Here is a 16,240-nt window from a genome sequence, read left to right on the forward strand (position 1 = left end):
CCGAGGTATCGTAGCAAAATCGAGGTTCCCTTGTCATTCTATCTCAAATCGAGCTAGACCATGTCCCCAACCAGAAAGGGTATCAGGGGAGTTGCTTGACATAATCGATAATCATCATGAGTTTACTTTATTGAGTTTCATAGGGATCTCGTTGAGTGTTTTATTAAGGTAGCAGAAAAAATCAACCATCATTTTTAGAGACATATCTCTTAACAAATCTTAACTAACTGGGGGTCAGACCCTATTTTTATCTGGGAAATTTAACAATTTGACAACGATTTGAGAAATCATGCTTATAATCGGTACAGGATTCATTATGATCTGAACATACTTCTTAGTGAACGTTTACAGTTACTTATCATTTTGTTGCAATGCCTCGAATACTCGTAATTGAAGATGATGATGCCATTAGAGACCTTATCGCCACCAACCTAGAGATGGCGGGTTATGACATCAAACAAGCCCCGGACGGGATCAAAGGACAGGCCCTCGCTGTTCAATTACAGCCTGATTTAATCATGCTGGATCTCATGTTACCCAAAGTGGACGGCTTTACGGTTTGTCAAAGACTGCGACGGGACGATCGCACCGCCGATATTCCCGTATTGATGTTATCGGCTTTAGGTCAAACCCAAGACAAAGTTGAAGGGTTTAACGCCGGGGCTGATGATTATTTAACCAAACCCTTCGAGTTAGCAGAAATGCTGGCTAGGGTACGGGCTTTATTAAGACGAACCGATCGCATTCCTCAAGCGGCGAAACATTCAGAAATCTTGAATTATGGTCCATTGACCTTAATTCCTGAACGATTTGAAGCCATTTGGTTTGAGGATACCGTCAAGTTAACTCACCTCGAATTTGAGTTACTGCACTGTTTACTACAGCGTCATGGCCAAACCGTGTCCCCTAGCGAAATTCTCAAGGAAGTGTGGGGTTATGATCCCGATGACGATATTGAGACTATTCGTGTTCATATTCGTCATTTACGGACAAAATTAGAACCCGATCCTAGACATCCTTGCTACATCAAAACCGTTTACGGGGCGGGCTACTGTTTAGAGTTACCCAGTTCTGAACAGTTACCTTTGTCTACTGATGCTGCAGTGGTGTAAATGGTTCCGAAAGGTAGGGATTTATTGGTGACAAAATCCCTGAATTATGTGGAAGTGGGGGGGACATCTTAAACATCGGTTCCCTAAAAACAACTAAACGATGGATTAAGATGGTAGATTCAACGATCAAACCATTTAAGGAATCATAGTTTCCATTTATGTCACCCCCATTCGACTTCTTTCTTCTGAGATTGTTAATTTAATCGCAGCCGGAGAAGTAATTGACTCATTAGCGGCTGTTGTGCGTGAATTGGTTGAAAATGCCATTGATGCAGAAGCTACCCGCTTAACCATTTCGATATTGCCTGAATTATGGCAGGTAGAGGTCGCAGATAATGGTAGAGGAATATCGTTAGAAAATTTACGTCACTGTGCTAAAGCCCATCATACTAGCAAAATTTGTGACTTAGACGATCTCTGGAAAATCACCAGTTTGGGGTTTAGGGGAGAAGCTTTATTTAGTATTACTCAAGTCGGCCAGCTAACCATCAAGAGTCGAGACGCTACGGACTATCAAACGGGATGGTGTGTTGATTATAATCAGCAAGGGGAAGTTATCAAAGAAGCAACTTCACCAATGGCACCAGGAACCATTGTGACGGCTTCTGACCTATTTGGGACTATTCCTGTGCGCCGTCAAGGTTTACCCACCTTCAAGCAACAATTAAAGGCGATACAGGGCATAATTGACAATATGTCCCTGTGTCATCCCCAGATTACTTGGCAAGTTTATCATCATCATAAACCTTGGTTGACTATCAGTCCTGGGAAAACCCCACAGCAAATTTTACCCCAGTTAGTGAAGTCGGTTCATTTTCACGATTTACAGTTTCTCTGTGAGACAATGGTTACCCCTTGCCAAGAAGAGGCTAAACTAGAGATGGTTTTAGGGTTGCCCGATCGCACTTCACGGGGCCGTTTAGATTGGTTGAAAATCGCAGTCAATGGCCGTGTGGTGCGATCGCCTCAATTAGAACAAACGGTCTTAGCTGCCTTAAGTCGTACGTTACCGAAAGGCCGTTTTCCCATTGGTTTTCTCCATTTCAAGATACCACCCTCAGAAATCGATTGGAACCGGCACCCGGCTAAAACAGAAATTTATTTACAATCTTTAGACTTTTGGCAAGATCAAGTTACAGAAATTATTGAAAAAGTTTTAAAATTGTCTCCTCTGACTATCACCACAGTGGGGCAAAATCAGCGTGTTAAAAAGTTACTCAAAGCATCAGAAAATAAAGGGGTTTATCATGTCGGATCTTCTGATTCAAATGAGTTAGATTTGATTAAATTAAGAGCAGTGGGACAAGTTAATAAAACCTACATTGTTGCCGAACATTCCCAAGGTTTATGGTTAGTTGAACAACATATTGCTCACGAAAGAGTATTATATGAAAAGTTACAAGATGAATGGCAATTGATCACGGTTCAACAAGCGATTATTTTAACAGAATTATCGAGTAAACAAGTGGAACAATTAGAAAGAATTGGGATAGATATTGAACCCTTTGGAGACAATACTTGGGCGGTTCGTACTGTTCCGAAATTATTAGAAACTAGGGCAGATTGTGCAGAGGGTTTAATGGAATTAAGTTTAGGGGGAGACTTAGAAAGCGCACAAGTTGCAGTGGCTTGTCGTAGTGCCATTCGCAATGGAATGGTATTAGAATTAAGTCAAATGCAAGACCTTTTAGATAGTTGGAAAAAAACCCGAAATCCTCGCACTTGTCCCCACGGTAGACCCATTTATTTATCTTTAGAAGAGTCTTCTTTATCTCGTTTTTTTCGTCGTCATTGGGTGATTGGAAAAAGTCATGGAATCTAAGCTTTATTATTAAATTAGTTACTGTTTTATGCGTCGAGATTCAATTTTTTACAAACTCTTTCAAACCTATCCTCCTTTATTGTTTGAACTGTTGACCAATCCTCCAGAAAATGCTTCAGAATATAGATTTGATTCTGTTGCCATTAAAGAACCGAGGTTTGAGATAGATGGAGTGTTTTTACCACCAGAAAATGAAAGTTCAGGAATTGTATATTTTTGTGAGGTACAGTTTCAAAAAGATGAAAAATTGTATGAGAGACTGTTTGCCGAATTATTCTTATACTTTAAGAAAGACCTGAACAATTAAAGCAAGGCATAATAGAATTAATAACTACAATCGTAATGTACAAATTTGAACAACTGAGTCAAAAGGAGGTAGAAGAAATGTTAGGAATTACAATTAAGGAAACACAAGTTTATCGAGAAATTAAGCAAGAAGGAAAAGAAGCAGAAGCACGATCACTAATTCTTCGTCTCTTAACCAAACGAGTAGGGGAATTATCTCCAGAAGTCTATCAAACTATTGAAACTCTCTCCTTGGAACAATTAGAAAACCTCGGTGAAGCATTGCTTGATTTTAGCAGTATGACTGATTTAGAAAATTGGTTAAAAGGAGATAGAAAGGAAAATTAATCTCTTAAGCGATCGCTCGTTTTAAAAATGCGATCGCCTCTTCTTTGCCAACATTTTCCTTGAGAAAACACTCATTCAAATAAAACCAAAAGATGAAATGAGGGGAGATCAAAAGTTCTTAAAATGAAAATTATCTTTGTTTACAATGCTAATAGTGGTTTCATGAATACTGTCTTAGATATCGGCCATAAAATTATTAGTCCAGAGACATATAACTGTAATCTTTGTAATATTACTTATGGTATTTTCAAGGAAAACAAAGAATGGAAAACATTTCGAGAATCATCCGATTACGAGTTAGAATTTTTACATAAAGATGAATTTGAGAAAAAATATCAACAAAAAAGAGACTATCCCATTATTTTAATGAGTAATAAAAATTATGAATTATATGAATTGATTAACAAAGATGAATTAAATAAAATGCAAAGTGCAGAAGAATTAATCAATCAGCTTCAAGCAACGATTAAATAACTAAAACTTCAGGATATCAAAACAGTCTAAACCCCAATCTTGAGGGTTAATTATATTGTGTGATTATACCAGAACTGTGTCAATTAAACAGTCATCAAATACACTGTTAGTTATACTTAGGTAATTTATACTAATAATTGAGTAAGATTTAAGGGACTTAAACACTTTCCTAAACATCACCTCAACATCATTATCAATCTTCAACGCATCCGTATTTCAACATTAAAGATAGATCAATTTTGGGTGAGTATTTGTTTTCCTAAATCTTATTACTCCAATCGACAAAGAGATAATACTTTATGGTTAAGCAACAAAGCAATGACAACAACCTTCATCACGTTGTGATTGTGGGTGGAGGTTTCGGTGGACTTTATGCGGCCCAAAAATTAGCCAAAGCCCCGGTTAAAGTCACCTTAATTGATAAGCGAAACTTCCATGTGTTTCAACCCCTACTTTATCAAGTCGCTACAGGGGGGTTATCTCCTGCTGATATTTCTTCTCCATTAAGAGCTTTATTGAGTAAAAATAAAAATACTGAAGTCTTAATGGGAGAAGTGACTGAAATTAACCCAGAACGGCAAACCGTCAAACTTCGTTACCGAGAAATTCAATATGACTCCCTCATTGTAGCCACAGGGGTCACCCAGAAGTATTTTAACGATAGTTGGGAAGAAAAAGCCCCAGGGTTAAAAACCATTGAAAATGCCATAGAAATGCGCAGAAGGGTCTTTATTGCTTTTGAATCGGCAGAAAAAGAGCCGAACCCTGAACGACGCAAAGACTGGTTAACTTTTGTCCTAGTGGGAGGGGGCCCGGCGGGGGTTGAATTGGCCGGGGCGTTAGCGGAATTGGCCCACGGAACTTTAAAAGAGGATTTTCGCAATATTGAAACCTCTGAAGCCAAAATCATCCTATTACAAAGTCCTCAATACATTTTACCGGCTTATCCGCCCCATCTCTCTATTAAAGCCCAAAAATCCCTAGAACAATTAGGGGTCACAGTGAAAACAGGGGTGAGAGTGACGGATATTAAAGGACAGTTGGTAACCTATCGTCAGGATGGTAGGTTAGAACAAATCCGGACTCGTACCGTTCTCTGGACCGCCGGCATGAAAGCCTCTCCCGTTGCTAAGATATTAGCTGATGCTGCCGAGGCAGAACTCGATAAAGCCGGACGGGTCATGGTTGAACCTGATTTCCACCTAGCTAAATACAACAATATCTTTGTGATTGGAGATTTAGCCCATTATCCCGATGGAAAAGGCGGAATTTTACCCGGTATCGCCCCGGTGGCCATGCAAGAAGGGGAATATGTGGCCCGCTTGATTAGCAATGGACTACAAAACCGTCCTCTCAAACCCTTTAAATATAGGGACTGGGGTAATTTAGCCGTCATTGGTAAACACCAAGCGGTTGTGGATATGGGTTGGTTACAATTATCTGGTTTCTTGGCTTGGTTTGTCTGGTTATTTATCCACGTTTTCTACCTCTTAGAATTCGACAATAAACTAATTGTGATGGTTCAATGGGCGTGGAGTTACTTTACAGAAAGCAAAGGAGCCCGTCTGATTACCACTCCAGGACAAGACCCAGAAATTACCCTCGAAGATGACCAAGAAACGATGATTTATCAAGCCGTTACCCTCAAAGCACCCAATATATCCTAAATTCAAGGGAATAGGGCTTAGGGGAAAAGACACCCTTGCCACCCCCTCTAACTCCCCCTTTTGTGAGGGGGAGAACCCTTGCCACCCCCTCTAACTCCCCCTTTTGTGAGGGGGAGAACCCTTGCCACCCCCTCCAAGGCTGTTGCCTTGGTAACTATTTTTGTTAACAATGAACAGTTCATGAATACCTGACTATTTAAAATAAAAGGTATTGCCTTAATTGCAGGGAAATTGGCAATTAAGCATCAATCTTTAGGGTTAGGGTCATGAGAATACTTTTAGTGGAAGACGACGAACGCATTGCTAATGTGTTAGCGGCGAGTTTGACTGAACAACGATACACCGTTGATATGGCTGGGGATGGGGAAAAAGGATGGGATTTTATCGAAGCTCTTGCCTATGATTTAATCCTTTTAGATGTCATGTTACCGAAACTCAATGGCATTGATTTATGTCAACGCATTCGTCAATCCGGCTATAGCATTCCTGTGCTTATGCTAACGGCAAAAGATACCAGTGAAGATAAAGTGATGGGCCTGGATGTGGGAGCCGATGATTATGTGGTAAAACCCTTTGATGTCCCTGAATTATTAGCAAGAATTCGGGCTTTATTAAGACGGGGAAATGTTGCCCCTAACCCGATTTTAGAATGGCAACAGTTGCGACTTGACCCCAGTAATTACGAGGTGACCTATCGGGATCAACTCTTACATTTAACCCCCAAAGAATATGGATTATTAGAATTATTTTTACGCAACGAAAATATGGTTTTAAGTCGCAGTGCAATTCTGGATAACCTCTGGTCTTTTGAAGATCCCCCCACGGAAGAGGCGGTGAAAGTTCATATTAAAGATTTACGAAAAAAATTAAGAAAAGTAGGCGCACCCCCTGACTTTATTGAAACGGTTTATGGTGTCGGCTATCGACTCAAACAAGGATAAATGATCAACCCCCTTCGGGGGAGAGAACAGGGAACGGGCAAGGGTTCTCCCCTTGTGTGAGGGGGAGTTAGAGGGGGTGGCAAGGGTTCGTCCGTTGCTTGTTTCCTCTCCCCATCCCTGGGTCTGAGTCTCCCGCCTAGAGAAGGTCAAGCTGCCGAGGTGTCTTCGGGGTCTAAAGCCCCCATCATACGCCTTCCCCATTCCCCATTCCCCATTCCCCATTCCCTTTACAAGAGCTTAAGATGAAACCCAAATTTAAACAGAAAACTCTCGATCACCAATTTCGGGCTTTACGGTGGCGTTTATTGCTGTCTTATTTATTAGTAATGATGGCCATTCGTTTAATTTCAAATGTCTTAATTTATCAATTGTTTGCTCATGGTTTATACGAACAATTGGATCAGCGTTTAATTAATTTAGCCCAATCTGCAGCCCATAGTTTAATTGACATTAAAAATAATCCTAAAGCAGTTGATAATCCAGCTTATCGGAAACTGGATCAAGATGGAGACTTAGACATTGCCTGGCAAAACCTTCGGCAACCGCAACAAAGTGTCGAATGGTTCGGCGATCGCCAAGAACCTTTGGCCCATTCTGGCAACCTGAAACCCACCTGGCCGTTTATAGTGGGGTTTCAAACCGTTGACGACGGAGAAATTCGCATTTTAACCATCATGGCTTATCATGATCCCCAAGAAAGACGACATTTAGAAGGCTATGTCAGGGTTAGTGAGTCCACCCAGTCAGTGGAAGCGGTATTAAACCGATTACGCTTAAAATCCATGTTTGGGGGCATGATTGCCCTAGGATTGATTAGTGTGGGGGGAATGTGGTTAACCCGTCAGTCTCTTAAACCCATTGAGCAAAGTTTTCGACAGTTAAAACAGTTTACCGCCGACGCATCCCATGAGTTACGCAGTCCCCTAACGGCTATTAAAACCTCTGTCACCCTCTTAAAAAGCCATCCCGAACGGTTTCAAAGCGAAGATATCCCTAAACTGGATATTATTCTCAGTGCCACCGATCAAATGTCCCATTTAGTGGAAGATTTACTGTTGTTAGCCCGTATGGACGGAAAACGGGAGATGACCCGTCAAGGGTGGCAAAAAATCCCTCTCATAGAATTATTAGAGGATGTAGTAGAATTCTCAGAACCCAACGCCGAAGGTAAAAACATTAGCTTAAAATTGTTTTGTCTCACGGATGCCATTATTAAAGGGGATAGTCATCAACTATTACGCTTGTTTTCTAATTTAGTGGAAAATGCCCTACAATATACCCCCATTGGGGGAAACGTCACCGTTAGTTTAAAGCAAGACGATCAATCAGCCCTGGTTATGGTAGAAGATACGGGTATCGGTATCGCAGAGAAAAATTTACCCCATGTTTTTGATCGCTTGTGGCGAGAAGATACCGCCCGGACGTACCGCCCCCACGGATCGGGGTTAGGGTTAGCCATTTGTCAAGCGATCGCCCAACACCACGAGGGAGACATTACTGTTAAGAGTCAAGTGGGGGTGGGTAGCTGTTTTCAGGTTCGTCTACCGTTGGTGAGTTAGAGAAAAACCTTAGATTATTAAATCAACCCGACTTCTTTACTATCTTTCCCTAAAGTAATAAGTAACGAAGCAAAAAGTCGTTACTACAGTTTAGGAGGAAGTCTTATGAATCGTGAAGATGGACAAATTTTGTGGATTACCGTTATTACGTCTGCTTTTTCTTTAGTTCTCACCTTCGGGTTTGCTTTTTAGGCGTAAGTTCGACCCCAGGGAATTGATAGATAACTGATAACAAGCTTGACGTTTTAAATTCCTATTATTTCCTTACAACCAGAAGAACTTCGCACTCAACATTCCTAACATCAAACTCAGGTTTTTAGAGTTTCATTCCTTTCTCTTTCAAGAGGTATGACTATGATTCGTCTATTTCAAAAACACCATTTTTCTCTTACTTTTCTGATTAGTTTACCCCTAATACTTCTTATGTATTGTGGTGCAAGTTCAACAGTTTTTGATGTCAGTCGCAAATGGACAGCTATTTCTATTAATGAACATATTATTTCATAAAAATTTCGCGGTGAGTGAGGAGTGAAAATGATAATTCTTATTGGGAGAAGTTCTATGATTCGTTTCTTTCGTAAATACCATCGTTGGTTAGCGGTTGCTCTTTGTCTACCTTTAATTTCAACGGTTCTCACGGGTATGGGTTTCACTATTTTTGATGAATGGTTTCACCAGGAGAGATTTGCTCATTTCTTACTGGAAATTCATACGATGAAAATTATCGGGTTAGATGAGATTTTTCCTGTTTTGAATGGTTTGGGATTAGTTGGGTTGTTAATTACCGGTTTAAGTATGACTGGGTTGTTCAGAAAACGGCGGTCTCTTAATGAGATTAGATAATAAAAGTAATCTCCAAATTCCATTGGACTTTCGAGGTTTGTTCAATATAAATCTGACGAATAAATTCTCGAAAGTAAAACCGTCTTTCTGCTTCTGATAAGTCTTGCCAAAATCTCGGTAAGGAAACAGCATCGGCAATCTTTTTTAAGTTTTCTGGGGGCAGTTGTTCGAGTTGAGACCTTAGTTGACTCATTTCTAGGTTTAAATGATAACGTCTTAGGTTAGCGGTTTGATCATCTAGAATATTGGATTTAACTAAGAAAGATAATTGATTGATGATATCTTTTTTTTCTTCTATTTGAGTTTGAATTTTATTTTTATAAGTTGCGATTTTTTGAGGATCGAAATTTTTGACTTTTTTAGGAAAGTTCTGACAAATATAGTCAATGGTTTTCTGTAAAACCTCTTGATAAGGAATGGCTTTACATTGAGGGGTTAAAGGACAATTTTGCGGACGGATATAGAGATAGTCTTTTTTTTTCTTTCTTTGGGTAACATGGTTAATACTCATTGACTGATGGCATTTTTGACAGCTAACTAAACCGACTAAAGAATGTTTTGCGCTGGCTGTTTTTGAGGATAATTTTCGGTTTCTTCCCAATAAACGATCAATTTGGGCGGCTTCTTCTCGTGAAAGAATGGGCATATGGGTATTAGAAATAATCTCATTATTTTTGTATTTTAAGTCGCCTCGATAAACAGGGTTTTTTAACCAGCGACTTCCTGTGGAAACGGAGATTTTTTTACCGTATCGTTTGGCTAAATAATTAACAGCCCCTCGTAGTGATCCAAATAATAAAAATTGTTCAAAAAAGTCTTTAATAATAGGGGCGGTACTACGATCTATAATATAACAGTCTTTTCCTCGACGGTAGCCGTAAGGGGCTTTTCCTGGGGGTGGTAGGGCTTTAATTCTTGTTAATGCTTGTCCTTTTTTAAGAGATAAATTTCTTTGATTTTCTTTGATAGTTTCTAAGAGTTTGGGATCATTAATATCAATTTTTGTTGTATTTTCTAACAATTCTAGTTCATCTAAATCAGTCAATTTATTATTCGCTAAAGCAAGTATTTTTATTCCTAAGTTGGTTAATTTTTGATAAGTATTCTTGACAATTTCAGCATTATCTCCTAGGTCTTCTAATTGACCAATTAAAAGATAATTCGGTGGTTTTTTTTGACAATCATTTAAGAGTTTTTCTAATTCATATCTTGCTCCTAAATCATGATAACTTTGGTCTATTTTTAAATGATTAATAGGTATTTCTAAATCATTCTCTAGTAAAGGTTCGCTATAAAAATAAGCATAAATGATCATTTTAAACAGTTTAATATTAAATCAAATTATGAAAAGATAATTTGAGACCCTGGGGCATTAATTTTAACAGAAAGTACCTGATGATTCGCAAAGGTTTGTGCTAATTTAGGATGAACTTCTGGTGGGGCAAAAAATAACATAAAACCCCCTGCACCGGCACCTAATAGTTTACCACCCCAGGCCCCGGCTTCTTGTCCAAGTTGATAAAGATGATCGATTTCTGGGTTAGATATGACTGTATCTAAACTTCTTTTTGCTATCCAAGCTTTATCTAATAATTCACCGAACGCAGATAAGGATTGATTACTGGTTAAAATATCCCAACCCTGATCCACCATTTTTCTCATTTGTTTAAGGGTTTCTGTATTATCATTAACTCGTTTTAATTGTTTTTCTACTACTTTGGCAGCCCGTCGTTTAATGCCTGTAAAAACAATGAAAAGATGGGCTTCAAACTCTGCTAATCTTTGGGGGGAAATAGCAACACGGTTGACAATTATATCGTCTTCTGTTCTAAATTCAACTAAGTTGAATCCTCCCATGGCTGACATTAGTTGATCTTGGCATCCTACACGATCTTTGACAAGATGACGTTCTACATAAATGGCTTCATAAGCTAAGTCTAACGGTTTAACAAATTCTCCTTTAAAACTATGTAATGCTTGTAATAAAGACACTGTAAAAGCAGAGGAGGAACCTAAGCCAGTAAATGCCGGTAAGTCGGCTACATTATGGAGTTCAATATCTTTATCTAAATCGCAAAATTTTAAACATTCACGATACACTTTATGTTCGATATCTTCGACGGTTTTAACTAATTCTACTTTTCGATAAGAAACCCGAATTAAATAGTCGAATAAATGGCTAGGAAACGGGCTGGCGGTAACATAAGAAAATTTATCAATGGCTGTGGCTAAAACCGCCCCTCCATGTTCTAAAAAATACTCTGGATAGTCTGTTCCTCCTCCAAAAAAACTAATTCTAACTGGCGCGCGTGAAATTAACATGGTTCTAATAAATTCGTAAAGTTTTCTTGAATAAATGCGGCTGCTTGGGGTAAGGTTTCTGGTGTGCCAATATCTAAAAATGGGGCTTCAATAGGATGGACTTTTATCTTAATTTTTTTCTTAAGTAAGGTGGGAAAAACATCATATTCAAAACTCAAAGGAAACTGAGAAGGAAACTGTTTTAAAGTTTCGTGGCGAAATAAATAAACCCCTCCATTAATAACCCCTTGACCAACTTTTTTTTCAGCAAAATTTAATAGGGTATTGGACTGATCAAAAACCAGGGAACCATAACGAGAGGCATCATTAACGGATACCCCTAAAATGACACATCCGACTTCTTTATCCTCTAAATAGTTTTCTAATTCCTGAAAATTAGCTACAATTAAAGAATCACCATTCATAACTAACCATGCTTTAGGGGATAAACTAACTTGTTGAACGGCATTAATAAACCCTCCGGCTGTGCCTAATGGTTCATTTTCACGGCAACAATAAATGTCTACTCCCTTGACCTGATCAGTGTTAAAATGTTCCTCAATCACTTCTCCTAAATGGCCAGTTGATAAAATTTGTTGCTTAATTCCTTGTTGTTTCAGATAGCGAATAATCCATTCTAAAAAGGGTTTATTGACAACGGAAGCCATGGGTTTAGGAATGTTGGGAAGTAGGTGTTTAACTCTCGTTCCATATCCCCCTGCTAAAATTACTGCTGCAATGTCATTCATAAATATATTCTAGTACAATATCAATGGTTTCAATTGATTATGATGGATAATCTGATAAAAGTGATTTGATAATACCATTATTAAGCCCTAATTACTCCTTTTTTTTACAACAATTATTGATTATTATTGATGAGGATTTTTTCTCATGGTAACTGACTTATGTGATGCTTTAAAAGAGTGGGATATTGCTGTTAAAAGCCTAGAAAAAGGTAACAGTATTTTACTATTACGTAAAGGCGGCATTAAAGAAGTTTCTGGACAGTTTGAAGTTAAGCATAATCCTATCTTATTATACCCTACTTACGAACATCAAAAACCTCATTTATTAAAATCAGATTATGGTAGTTTGGTTGAGACTGTTTCATCGGGGTGGCATCCTGAAACCATTACGATTAATAGTTGGGCTAATATTACTACTGTTTTTCAAGTGAAAGAATTTTCTAAGATTAAACAACTGTATCCTTATCATATTTGGACAGAAAACTTTGTTGAAGAACGATTTAATTGGAAAGCTAAGCAACCTATTTTTGTTTTATTGTTGCGTGTTTTTCTCTTACCTCAACCTGTGATGATTCCTTATCACTCAAGTTATGGAGGGTGTCGTTCTTGGATTCAACTAAATCAGGGAATTTCTTTGCTAAAAAGTTATCCAGTTATCCCTGAAAATAACTATTATCAAAGGGTAGAAGAAATTAGAAAAATTATTATGTCCTCTTGAGTGCTTTTTTGGTACAATCAATAAATAAGTTATTTAATGATTAGATTATGTATCTATTAATTCCGGCGGCAGGAATGGGAAAACGAATGGGAAGCGATCGCAATAAACTCCTGCTCACTCTTTTAGGTAAACCCCTACTCAGTTGGACGCTGTTAGCAGCAGAAGCATCTCAAAAAATTGAATGGATTGGTATTATCGGACAACCCTACGATTTTCCTGACTTTAAAACAATTTTAAACGCCATTTCTATCAGCACACCTGTGGAATTTATCCAGGGAGGGGAAACCCGTCAAGCCTCTGTTTATAATGGTTTACAAGCATTACCCGAAGCAGCCGAAAATGTTTTAATTCATGATGGCGCAAGATGTTTAGTAACCTCCGAGTTATTTGATCGATGTGCCGAACAACTGTTAACTTGTCAAGGATTAATTGCAGGCATTCCTGTTAAAGATACCATTAAAATTGTTGATAGTAACCGATTTATTCAAGATACCCCAAATCGTTCTAATTTATGGGCTGCCCAAACCCCTCAAGGATTTAAAGTCAACTTATTAAAAGACTGTCATGAAAAAGGCTATCAACTGGGTTGGCAAGTCACCGATGATGCTGCTTTATTTGAAAAATGTCAATTACCAGTCAAAATTGTTGAAGGAGAAGAAACCAATTTAAAAGTAACCACTCCTGTGGATTTAGCCATAGCAGAATTCATTTTAAAACAGCGATTTATCAAGTAAATTTCTAACATATTTTTAAAAAAATGTCAACAATAAAGCCGTTATAGTTATTAATAATCAAAAAAAATAATGAGCCAAAATACAGATTTTTTACCTCAAGTTTCTGTCATTATTCCCATTTATAATGGGCAAGAAGATTTACCGAATTTAATCAACTGCTTGCAATGTCAAACCTATCCCAAAGACAAAGTAGAATATTTATTAGTCAATAATAATAGTAAGGATAAGACCTCAGATTTACTAGAGCAAGCTATCATTGAATCCCAAAAAATAGGACTAAATTTAAAAGCCTTAAACGAGAACAATATTCAAAGTTCTTATGCTGCCCGTAATCAAGGAATTCGTCAAGCAACCGGGGAAATTTTAGCCTTTACCGATGCCGACTGTCGCCCTTTAAACCATTGGGTTGAAGAATTAGTCAAGCCATTTATTGATGAAAAAATCGGCATTGTCGTCGGAGAAATAGAAGCTTTACCGGGGAATAGTTTTTTAGAAAAATATGCAGAACGCAATAATGTTTTATCCCAAAAATTCTTATTAGAACATCCTTTTTTACCCTACGGACAAACAGCAAACTTAGGAATTAGACGAATTATTTTTACCAAAACTGGTTTATTTCGTCCCTATTTAACCACAGGAGGAGATGCGGATATTTGCTGGAGAATTCAACAACAAACCGACTATCAATTAACCTTTGCTGCCAGTGCGATTATTCGTCATCGTCATCGTTCTAACTTTAAAGAATTAAGAAGTCAATGGCAACGTTATGGTCGTTCTAATCTCTATTTACACGAATTGTATGGGGTGGATTTAATGCGAGAATTTACCGTAAAAGAAGGCATTTATCGGGTTGGACGTTGGCTATTAAAAGAAATACCAAGAGATACAATTAAACTAATCAAAGGGCAAGGCCAACCCATGGATTTAATCAAAATGCCTATTGATCTCTTTAACTTTTATGCTAGAAGCCAAGGACAAAAAACAGCAACCTTAACCGAAAAAGCTAAACAAATTGATTGGTTATCATGAATTTAGAATAATATTTCACGGGCGACCAGACAATCTTGTTTAATTTGATTTTTGAGAGCATCAAGAGAGGGAAATTTTTGTTCAGAGCGTAAGAATTTTTCAAGTTCAACTGTTACAAACGTTCCGTATAAATTTCCTGACCAATCTAACAAATGAACTTCGACCGTAGGCACTTGGCCATTAACCGTAGGACGACTGCCAATGTTAATCACTCCTTTTACCCTTTCCCCTGTATTCAAAATAACCCGAACACAATAAACCCCACGACGGGGTAATAATTTATCAAAAGGAACTTGTAGATTAGCTGTCGGAAAACCAATGGTTCTACCCACCTGTTGTCCTTTAACAACAATACCTTCTAACGAATAGGCATAACCTAACATTTCTTTAGCTTGTCTCACATTTCCAGTGGCTAAACATTGACGAATTCTCGAACTACTAATGCGTAAAGGGTTATCTGAATTGAGACAAGTTTGTAACTTAGTAATATGAACAAAGACCCCGAATTTTTTAGCCAAGTCTTGCAAGATTTGAGCATTTCCTGCTCTCCCTTTTCCAAAACGGAAATCTTGGCCGACGCTGATATATTTAGCATTCAGTTGTTTAACTAAAATATCTTCTACAAAGGCTTGAGGACTTAAAGACGCTAAACTGCGATCAAACGGTAAACGGACTAATTGTTTAACGTCGATAGACTCTAAGCGTTTGACTTTTTCCCTCAGAGGAGTCAATAACAGTCGTGTTTGCCCGCTAAAAAATTCTTGAGGGTGAGGGGTAAAAGTAACAATGGTGGGGGTGTATTGTTTTTGAAGTTTGAGGATAGGGTTAAGCACTTGTCGATGTCCGAGATGGATACCGTCAAAGTTGCCAAGAGCAATGGCCGTTGGGGTGATGACATTATTAGTTGATGAGGTTACCCACACATTCAATTCCTTATCCTGAAAATTTTACTCATTGATTTTAGCTTAACTCATCAACTCCTTTGGCATATGCCAATACTCAGTAGATCGAAAACTTACTTGTTTGGGCTGCAAGGGAGACGAGCGACCCCGGTCGGGTTCCCCGACAAGCGTGAACGCGCGAGGAGTGGGGAGAAGGGGAGATTATTTTAAAGTATTTTAGAGTAAATAAAAGTTCAAAAGGTTATAAATCTCTAAGAATCTCAATCATATTCCCTAATTTTTTATTTTTATTCTATTTTCTTTCTCCTCCGCTTCGGTCTCCCTGCTCCCCCGCAATCCTAACTAGGATCTTTGTGATCTACTTATACTACTCCGATAAGAATCAATGGTTTTCTCCTGAGAAAGCAGGGGAGTAGGGAGTGGGGAGCAGGGAGAAATATGAAATAATAAGAAAGTATTAGGCGATCGCCAATTAAAAAACGTGGGATATTATCGTTTTATCATCGGAGCAACCTTAAGCGTCGGGTCTTGTCTATTGCCCAAAGCAATTATTTCGAGTGTCTCTCAACCGCCCCCTCCTCTTTCTCCTCCCCTCACCGTAACAGCGGCCGTACCTCGTTATTTTCCCCCCACCTATTCCGTGGATAGTCAGGGAAACCCCGAAGGATTTGCCATCGATGTGATCGAAGCCGTGGCAAAACGGGCGAATTTAGAGATTAAATATGAAATTAAAGAGAATTGGAGTGATGCAGTCAA

Annotated in this window: 15 protein-coding genes and 1 pseudogene; 12 read left to right on the top strand and 4 right to left on the bottom strand. The window is 38.5% G+C overall.

The genetic code is table 11. The annotated features are described in order from the left end of the window. Positions 1-371: 371 nt before the first annotated feature. The 8 genes and pseudogenes from C4E06_RS07895 (at position 372) to C4E06_RS07930 (ending at position 9,051) form a co-directional block, all read left to right on the top strand. Positions 372-1,112, top strand: a complete 741-nt coding sequence (locus C4E06_RS07895) for a response regulator transcription factor (RefSeq protein ID WP_008276531.1) — start codon at positions 372-374, stop codon at positions 1,110-1,112. Between the two features lie 154 nt (positions 1,113-1,266). Next, positions 1,267-2,934, top strand: coding sequence for a DNA mismatch repair endonuclease MutL (gene mutL, locus C4E06_RS07900; protein WP_107667574.1), 1,668 nt, complete (start codon positions 1,267-1,269; stop codon positions 2,932-2,934). 28 nt (positions 2,935-2,962) lie between these two features. Beyond that, a pseudogene (locus C4E06_RS29505) lies at positions 2,963-3,567 on the top strand (DUF2887 domain-containing protein). Between the two features lie 123 nt (positions 3,568-3,690). After that, positions 3,691-4,041, top strand: a complete 351-nt coding sequence (locus C4E06_RS07910) for a GTPase (protein ID WP_107667575.1) — start codon at positions 3,691-3,693, stop codon at positions 4,039-4,041. A 299-nt stretch (positions 4,042-4,340) separates the two neighbouring features. Then, on the top strand, positions 4,341-5,708 hold the full coding sequence (locus C4E06_RS07915) for an NAD(P)/FAD-dependent oxidoreductase (RefSeq protein ID WP_107667576.1): 1,368 nt from the start codon (positions 4,341-4,343) through the stop codon (positions 5,706-5,708). 266 nt (positions 5,709-5,974) lie between these two features. Next, entirely contained in the window at positions 5,975-6,649 is a 675-nt protein-coding gene (locus C4E06_RS07920; RefSeq protein WP_107667577.1) for a response regulator transcription factor, read from the top strand. Positions 6,650-6,891: 242 nt separating this feature from the next. Further along, positions 6,892-8,208, top strand: a complete 1,317-nt coding sequence (locus tag C4E06_RS07925) for a cell wall metabolism sensor histidine kinase WalK (protein WP_107667578.1) — start codon at positions 6,892-6,894, stop codon at positions 8,206-8,208. 561 nt (positions 8,209-8,769) lie between these two features. Next, positions 8,770-9,051, top strand: coding sequence for a peptidase (locus C4E06_RS07930; protein WP_107667579.1), 282 nt, complete (start codon positions 8,770-8,772; stop codon positions 9,049-9,051). Here the strand turns inward: C4E06_RS07930 and C4E06_RS07935 are convergent. The 3 genes from C4E06_RS07935 to C4E06_RS07945 are packed head-to-tail and all read right to left on the bottom strand — an operon-like array spanning position 9,044 to position 12,101. Further along, complete coding sequence (locus C4E06_RS07935; RefSeq protein ID WP_107667580.1) at positions 9,044-10,366, bottom strand: recombinase family protein; 1,323 nt, start codon at positions 10,364-10,366, stop codon at positions 9,044-9,046. The genes C4E06_RS07930 and C4E06_RS07935 overlap by 8 nt on opposite strands. A gap of 26 nt (positions 10,367-10,392) precedes the next feature. Then, positions 10,393-11,373, bottom strand: coding sequence for a GHMP kinase (locus tag C4E06_RS07940; protein WP_107667581.1), 981 nt, complete (start codon positions 11,371-11,373; stop codon positions 10,393-10,395). Further along, positions 11,367-12,101 carry a sugar phosphate nucleotidyltransferase gene (locus C4E06_RS07945; RefSeq protein WP_107667582.1) on the bottom strand — a complete coding sequence of 245 codons (735 nt, stop codon included), beginning with the start codon at positions 12,099-12,101 and terminating at the stop codon, positions 11,367-11,369. Before C4E06_RS07945 ends, C4E06_RS07940 begins: the two co-directional genes overlap by 7 nt. 145 nt (positions 12,102-12,246) lie before the next feature. Here C4E06_RS07945 and C4E06_RS07950 point away from each other — a divergent pair, with 145 nt between their 5' ends. The 3 genes from C4E06_RS07950 to C4E06_RS07960 all read left to right on the top strand — a co-directional run bounded on the left by C4E06_RS07950 (position 12,247) and on the right by C4E06_RS07960 (position 14,582). Further along, the gene (locus C4E06_RS07950) at positions 12,247-12,819 is read left to right on the top strand and encodes a DUF1802 family protein (protein WP_107667583.1); all 573 of its coding nucleotides are present in this window, start codon (positions 12,247-12,249) and stop codon (positions 12,817-12,819) included. A gap of 47 nt (positions 12,820-12,866) precedes the next feature. Next, a complete protein-coding gene (gene ispD, locus C4E06_RS07955; RefSeq protein ID WP_107667584.1) occupies positions 12,867-13,553 on the top strand; it encodes a 2-C-methyl-D-erythritol 4-phosphate cytidylyltransferase in 687 nt (228 codons plus the stop codon). Between the two features lie 69 nt (positions 13,554-13,622). Continuing rightward, a complete protein-coding gene (locus tag C4E06_RS07960; protein WP_107667585.1) occupies positions 13,623-14,582 on the top strand; it encodes a glycosyltransferase family 2 protein in 960 nt (319 codons plus the stop codon). Between the two features lie 2 nt (positions 14,583-14,584). Here C4E06_RS07960 and C4E06_RS07965 read toward each other — a convergent pair whose 3' ends face one another. Continuing rightward, complete coding sequence (locus C4E06_RS07965) at positions 14,585-15,505, bottom strand: bifunctional riboflavin kinase/FAD synthetase (protein ID WP_107667586.1); 921 nt, start codon at positions 15,503-15,505, stop codon at positions 14,585-14,587. Positions 15,506-15,965: 460 nt separating this feature from the next. Here C4E06_RS07965 and C4E06_RS07970 point away from each other — a divergent pair. Beyond that, positions 15,966-16,240, top strand: a 275-nt coding sequence (locus C4E06_RS07970) for a transporter substrate-binding domain-containing protein (protein ID WP_157951124.1), incomplete at its 3' end; no start/stop codon positions are given.

The organism is Cyanothece sp. BG0011 (assembly GCF_003013815.1).
Classification (GTDB): domain Bacteria; phylum Cyanobacteriota; class Cyanobacteriia; order Cyanobacteriales; family Microcystaceae; genus Crocosphaera.

Bases quoted from the DNA above. Each gene is read 5' to 3' on its own strand.
- C4E06_RS07895 (WP_008276531.1), top strand. From the start codon at position 372: ATGCCTCGAATACTCGTAATTGAAGATGATGATGCCATTAGAGACCTT.
- C4E06_RS07910 (WP_107667575.1), top strand. From the start codon at position 3,691: ATGAAAATTATCTTTGTTTACAATGCTAATAGTGGTTTCATGAATACT.
- C4E06_RS07925 (WP_107667578.1), top strand. From the start codon at position 6,892: ATGAAACCCAAATTTAAACAGAAAACTCTCGATCACCAATTTCGGGCT.
- C4E06_RS07915 (WP_107667576.1), top strand. From the start codon at position 4,341: ATGGTTAAGCAACAAAGCAATGACAACAACCTTCATCACGTTGTGATT.
- C4E06_RS07935 (WP_107667580.1), bottom strand. From the start codon at position 10,366: ATGATCATTTATGCTTATTTTTATAGCGAACCTTTACTAGAGAATGAT.
- C4E06_RS07950 (WP_107667583.1), top strand. From the start codon at position 12,247: ATGGTAACTGACTTATGTGATGCTTTAAAAGAGTGGGATATTGCTGTT.
- C4E06_RS07960 (WP_107667585.1), top strand. From the start codon at position 13,623: ATGAGCCAAAATACAGATTTTTTACCTCAAGTTTCTGTCATTATTCCC.
- C4E06_RS07945 (WP_107667582.1), bottom strand. From the start codon at position 12,101: ATGAATGACATTGCAGCAGTAATTTTAGCAGGGGGATATGGAACGAGA.
- C4E06_RS07930 (WP_107667579.1), top strand. From the start codon at position 8,770: ATGATTCGTTTCTTTCGTAAATACCATCGTTGGTTAGCGGTTGCTCTT.
- ispD (WP_107667584.1), top strand. From the start codon at position 12,867: ATGTATCTATTAATTCCGGCGGCAGGAATGGGAAAACGAATGGGAAGC.
- C4E06_RS07940 (WP_107667581.1), bottom strand. From the start codon at position 11,373: ATGTTAATTTCACGCGCGCCAGTTAGAATTAGTTTTTTTGGAGGAGGA.
- C4E06_RS07920 (WP_107667577.1), top strand. From the start codon at position 5,975: ATGAGAATACTTTTAGTGGAAGACGACGAACGCATTGCTAATGTGTTA.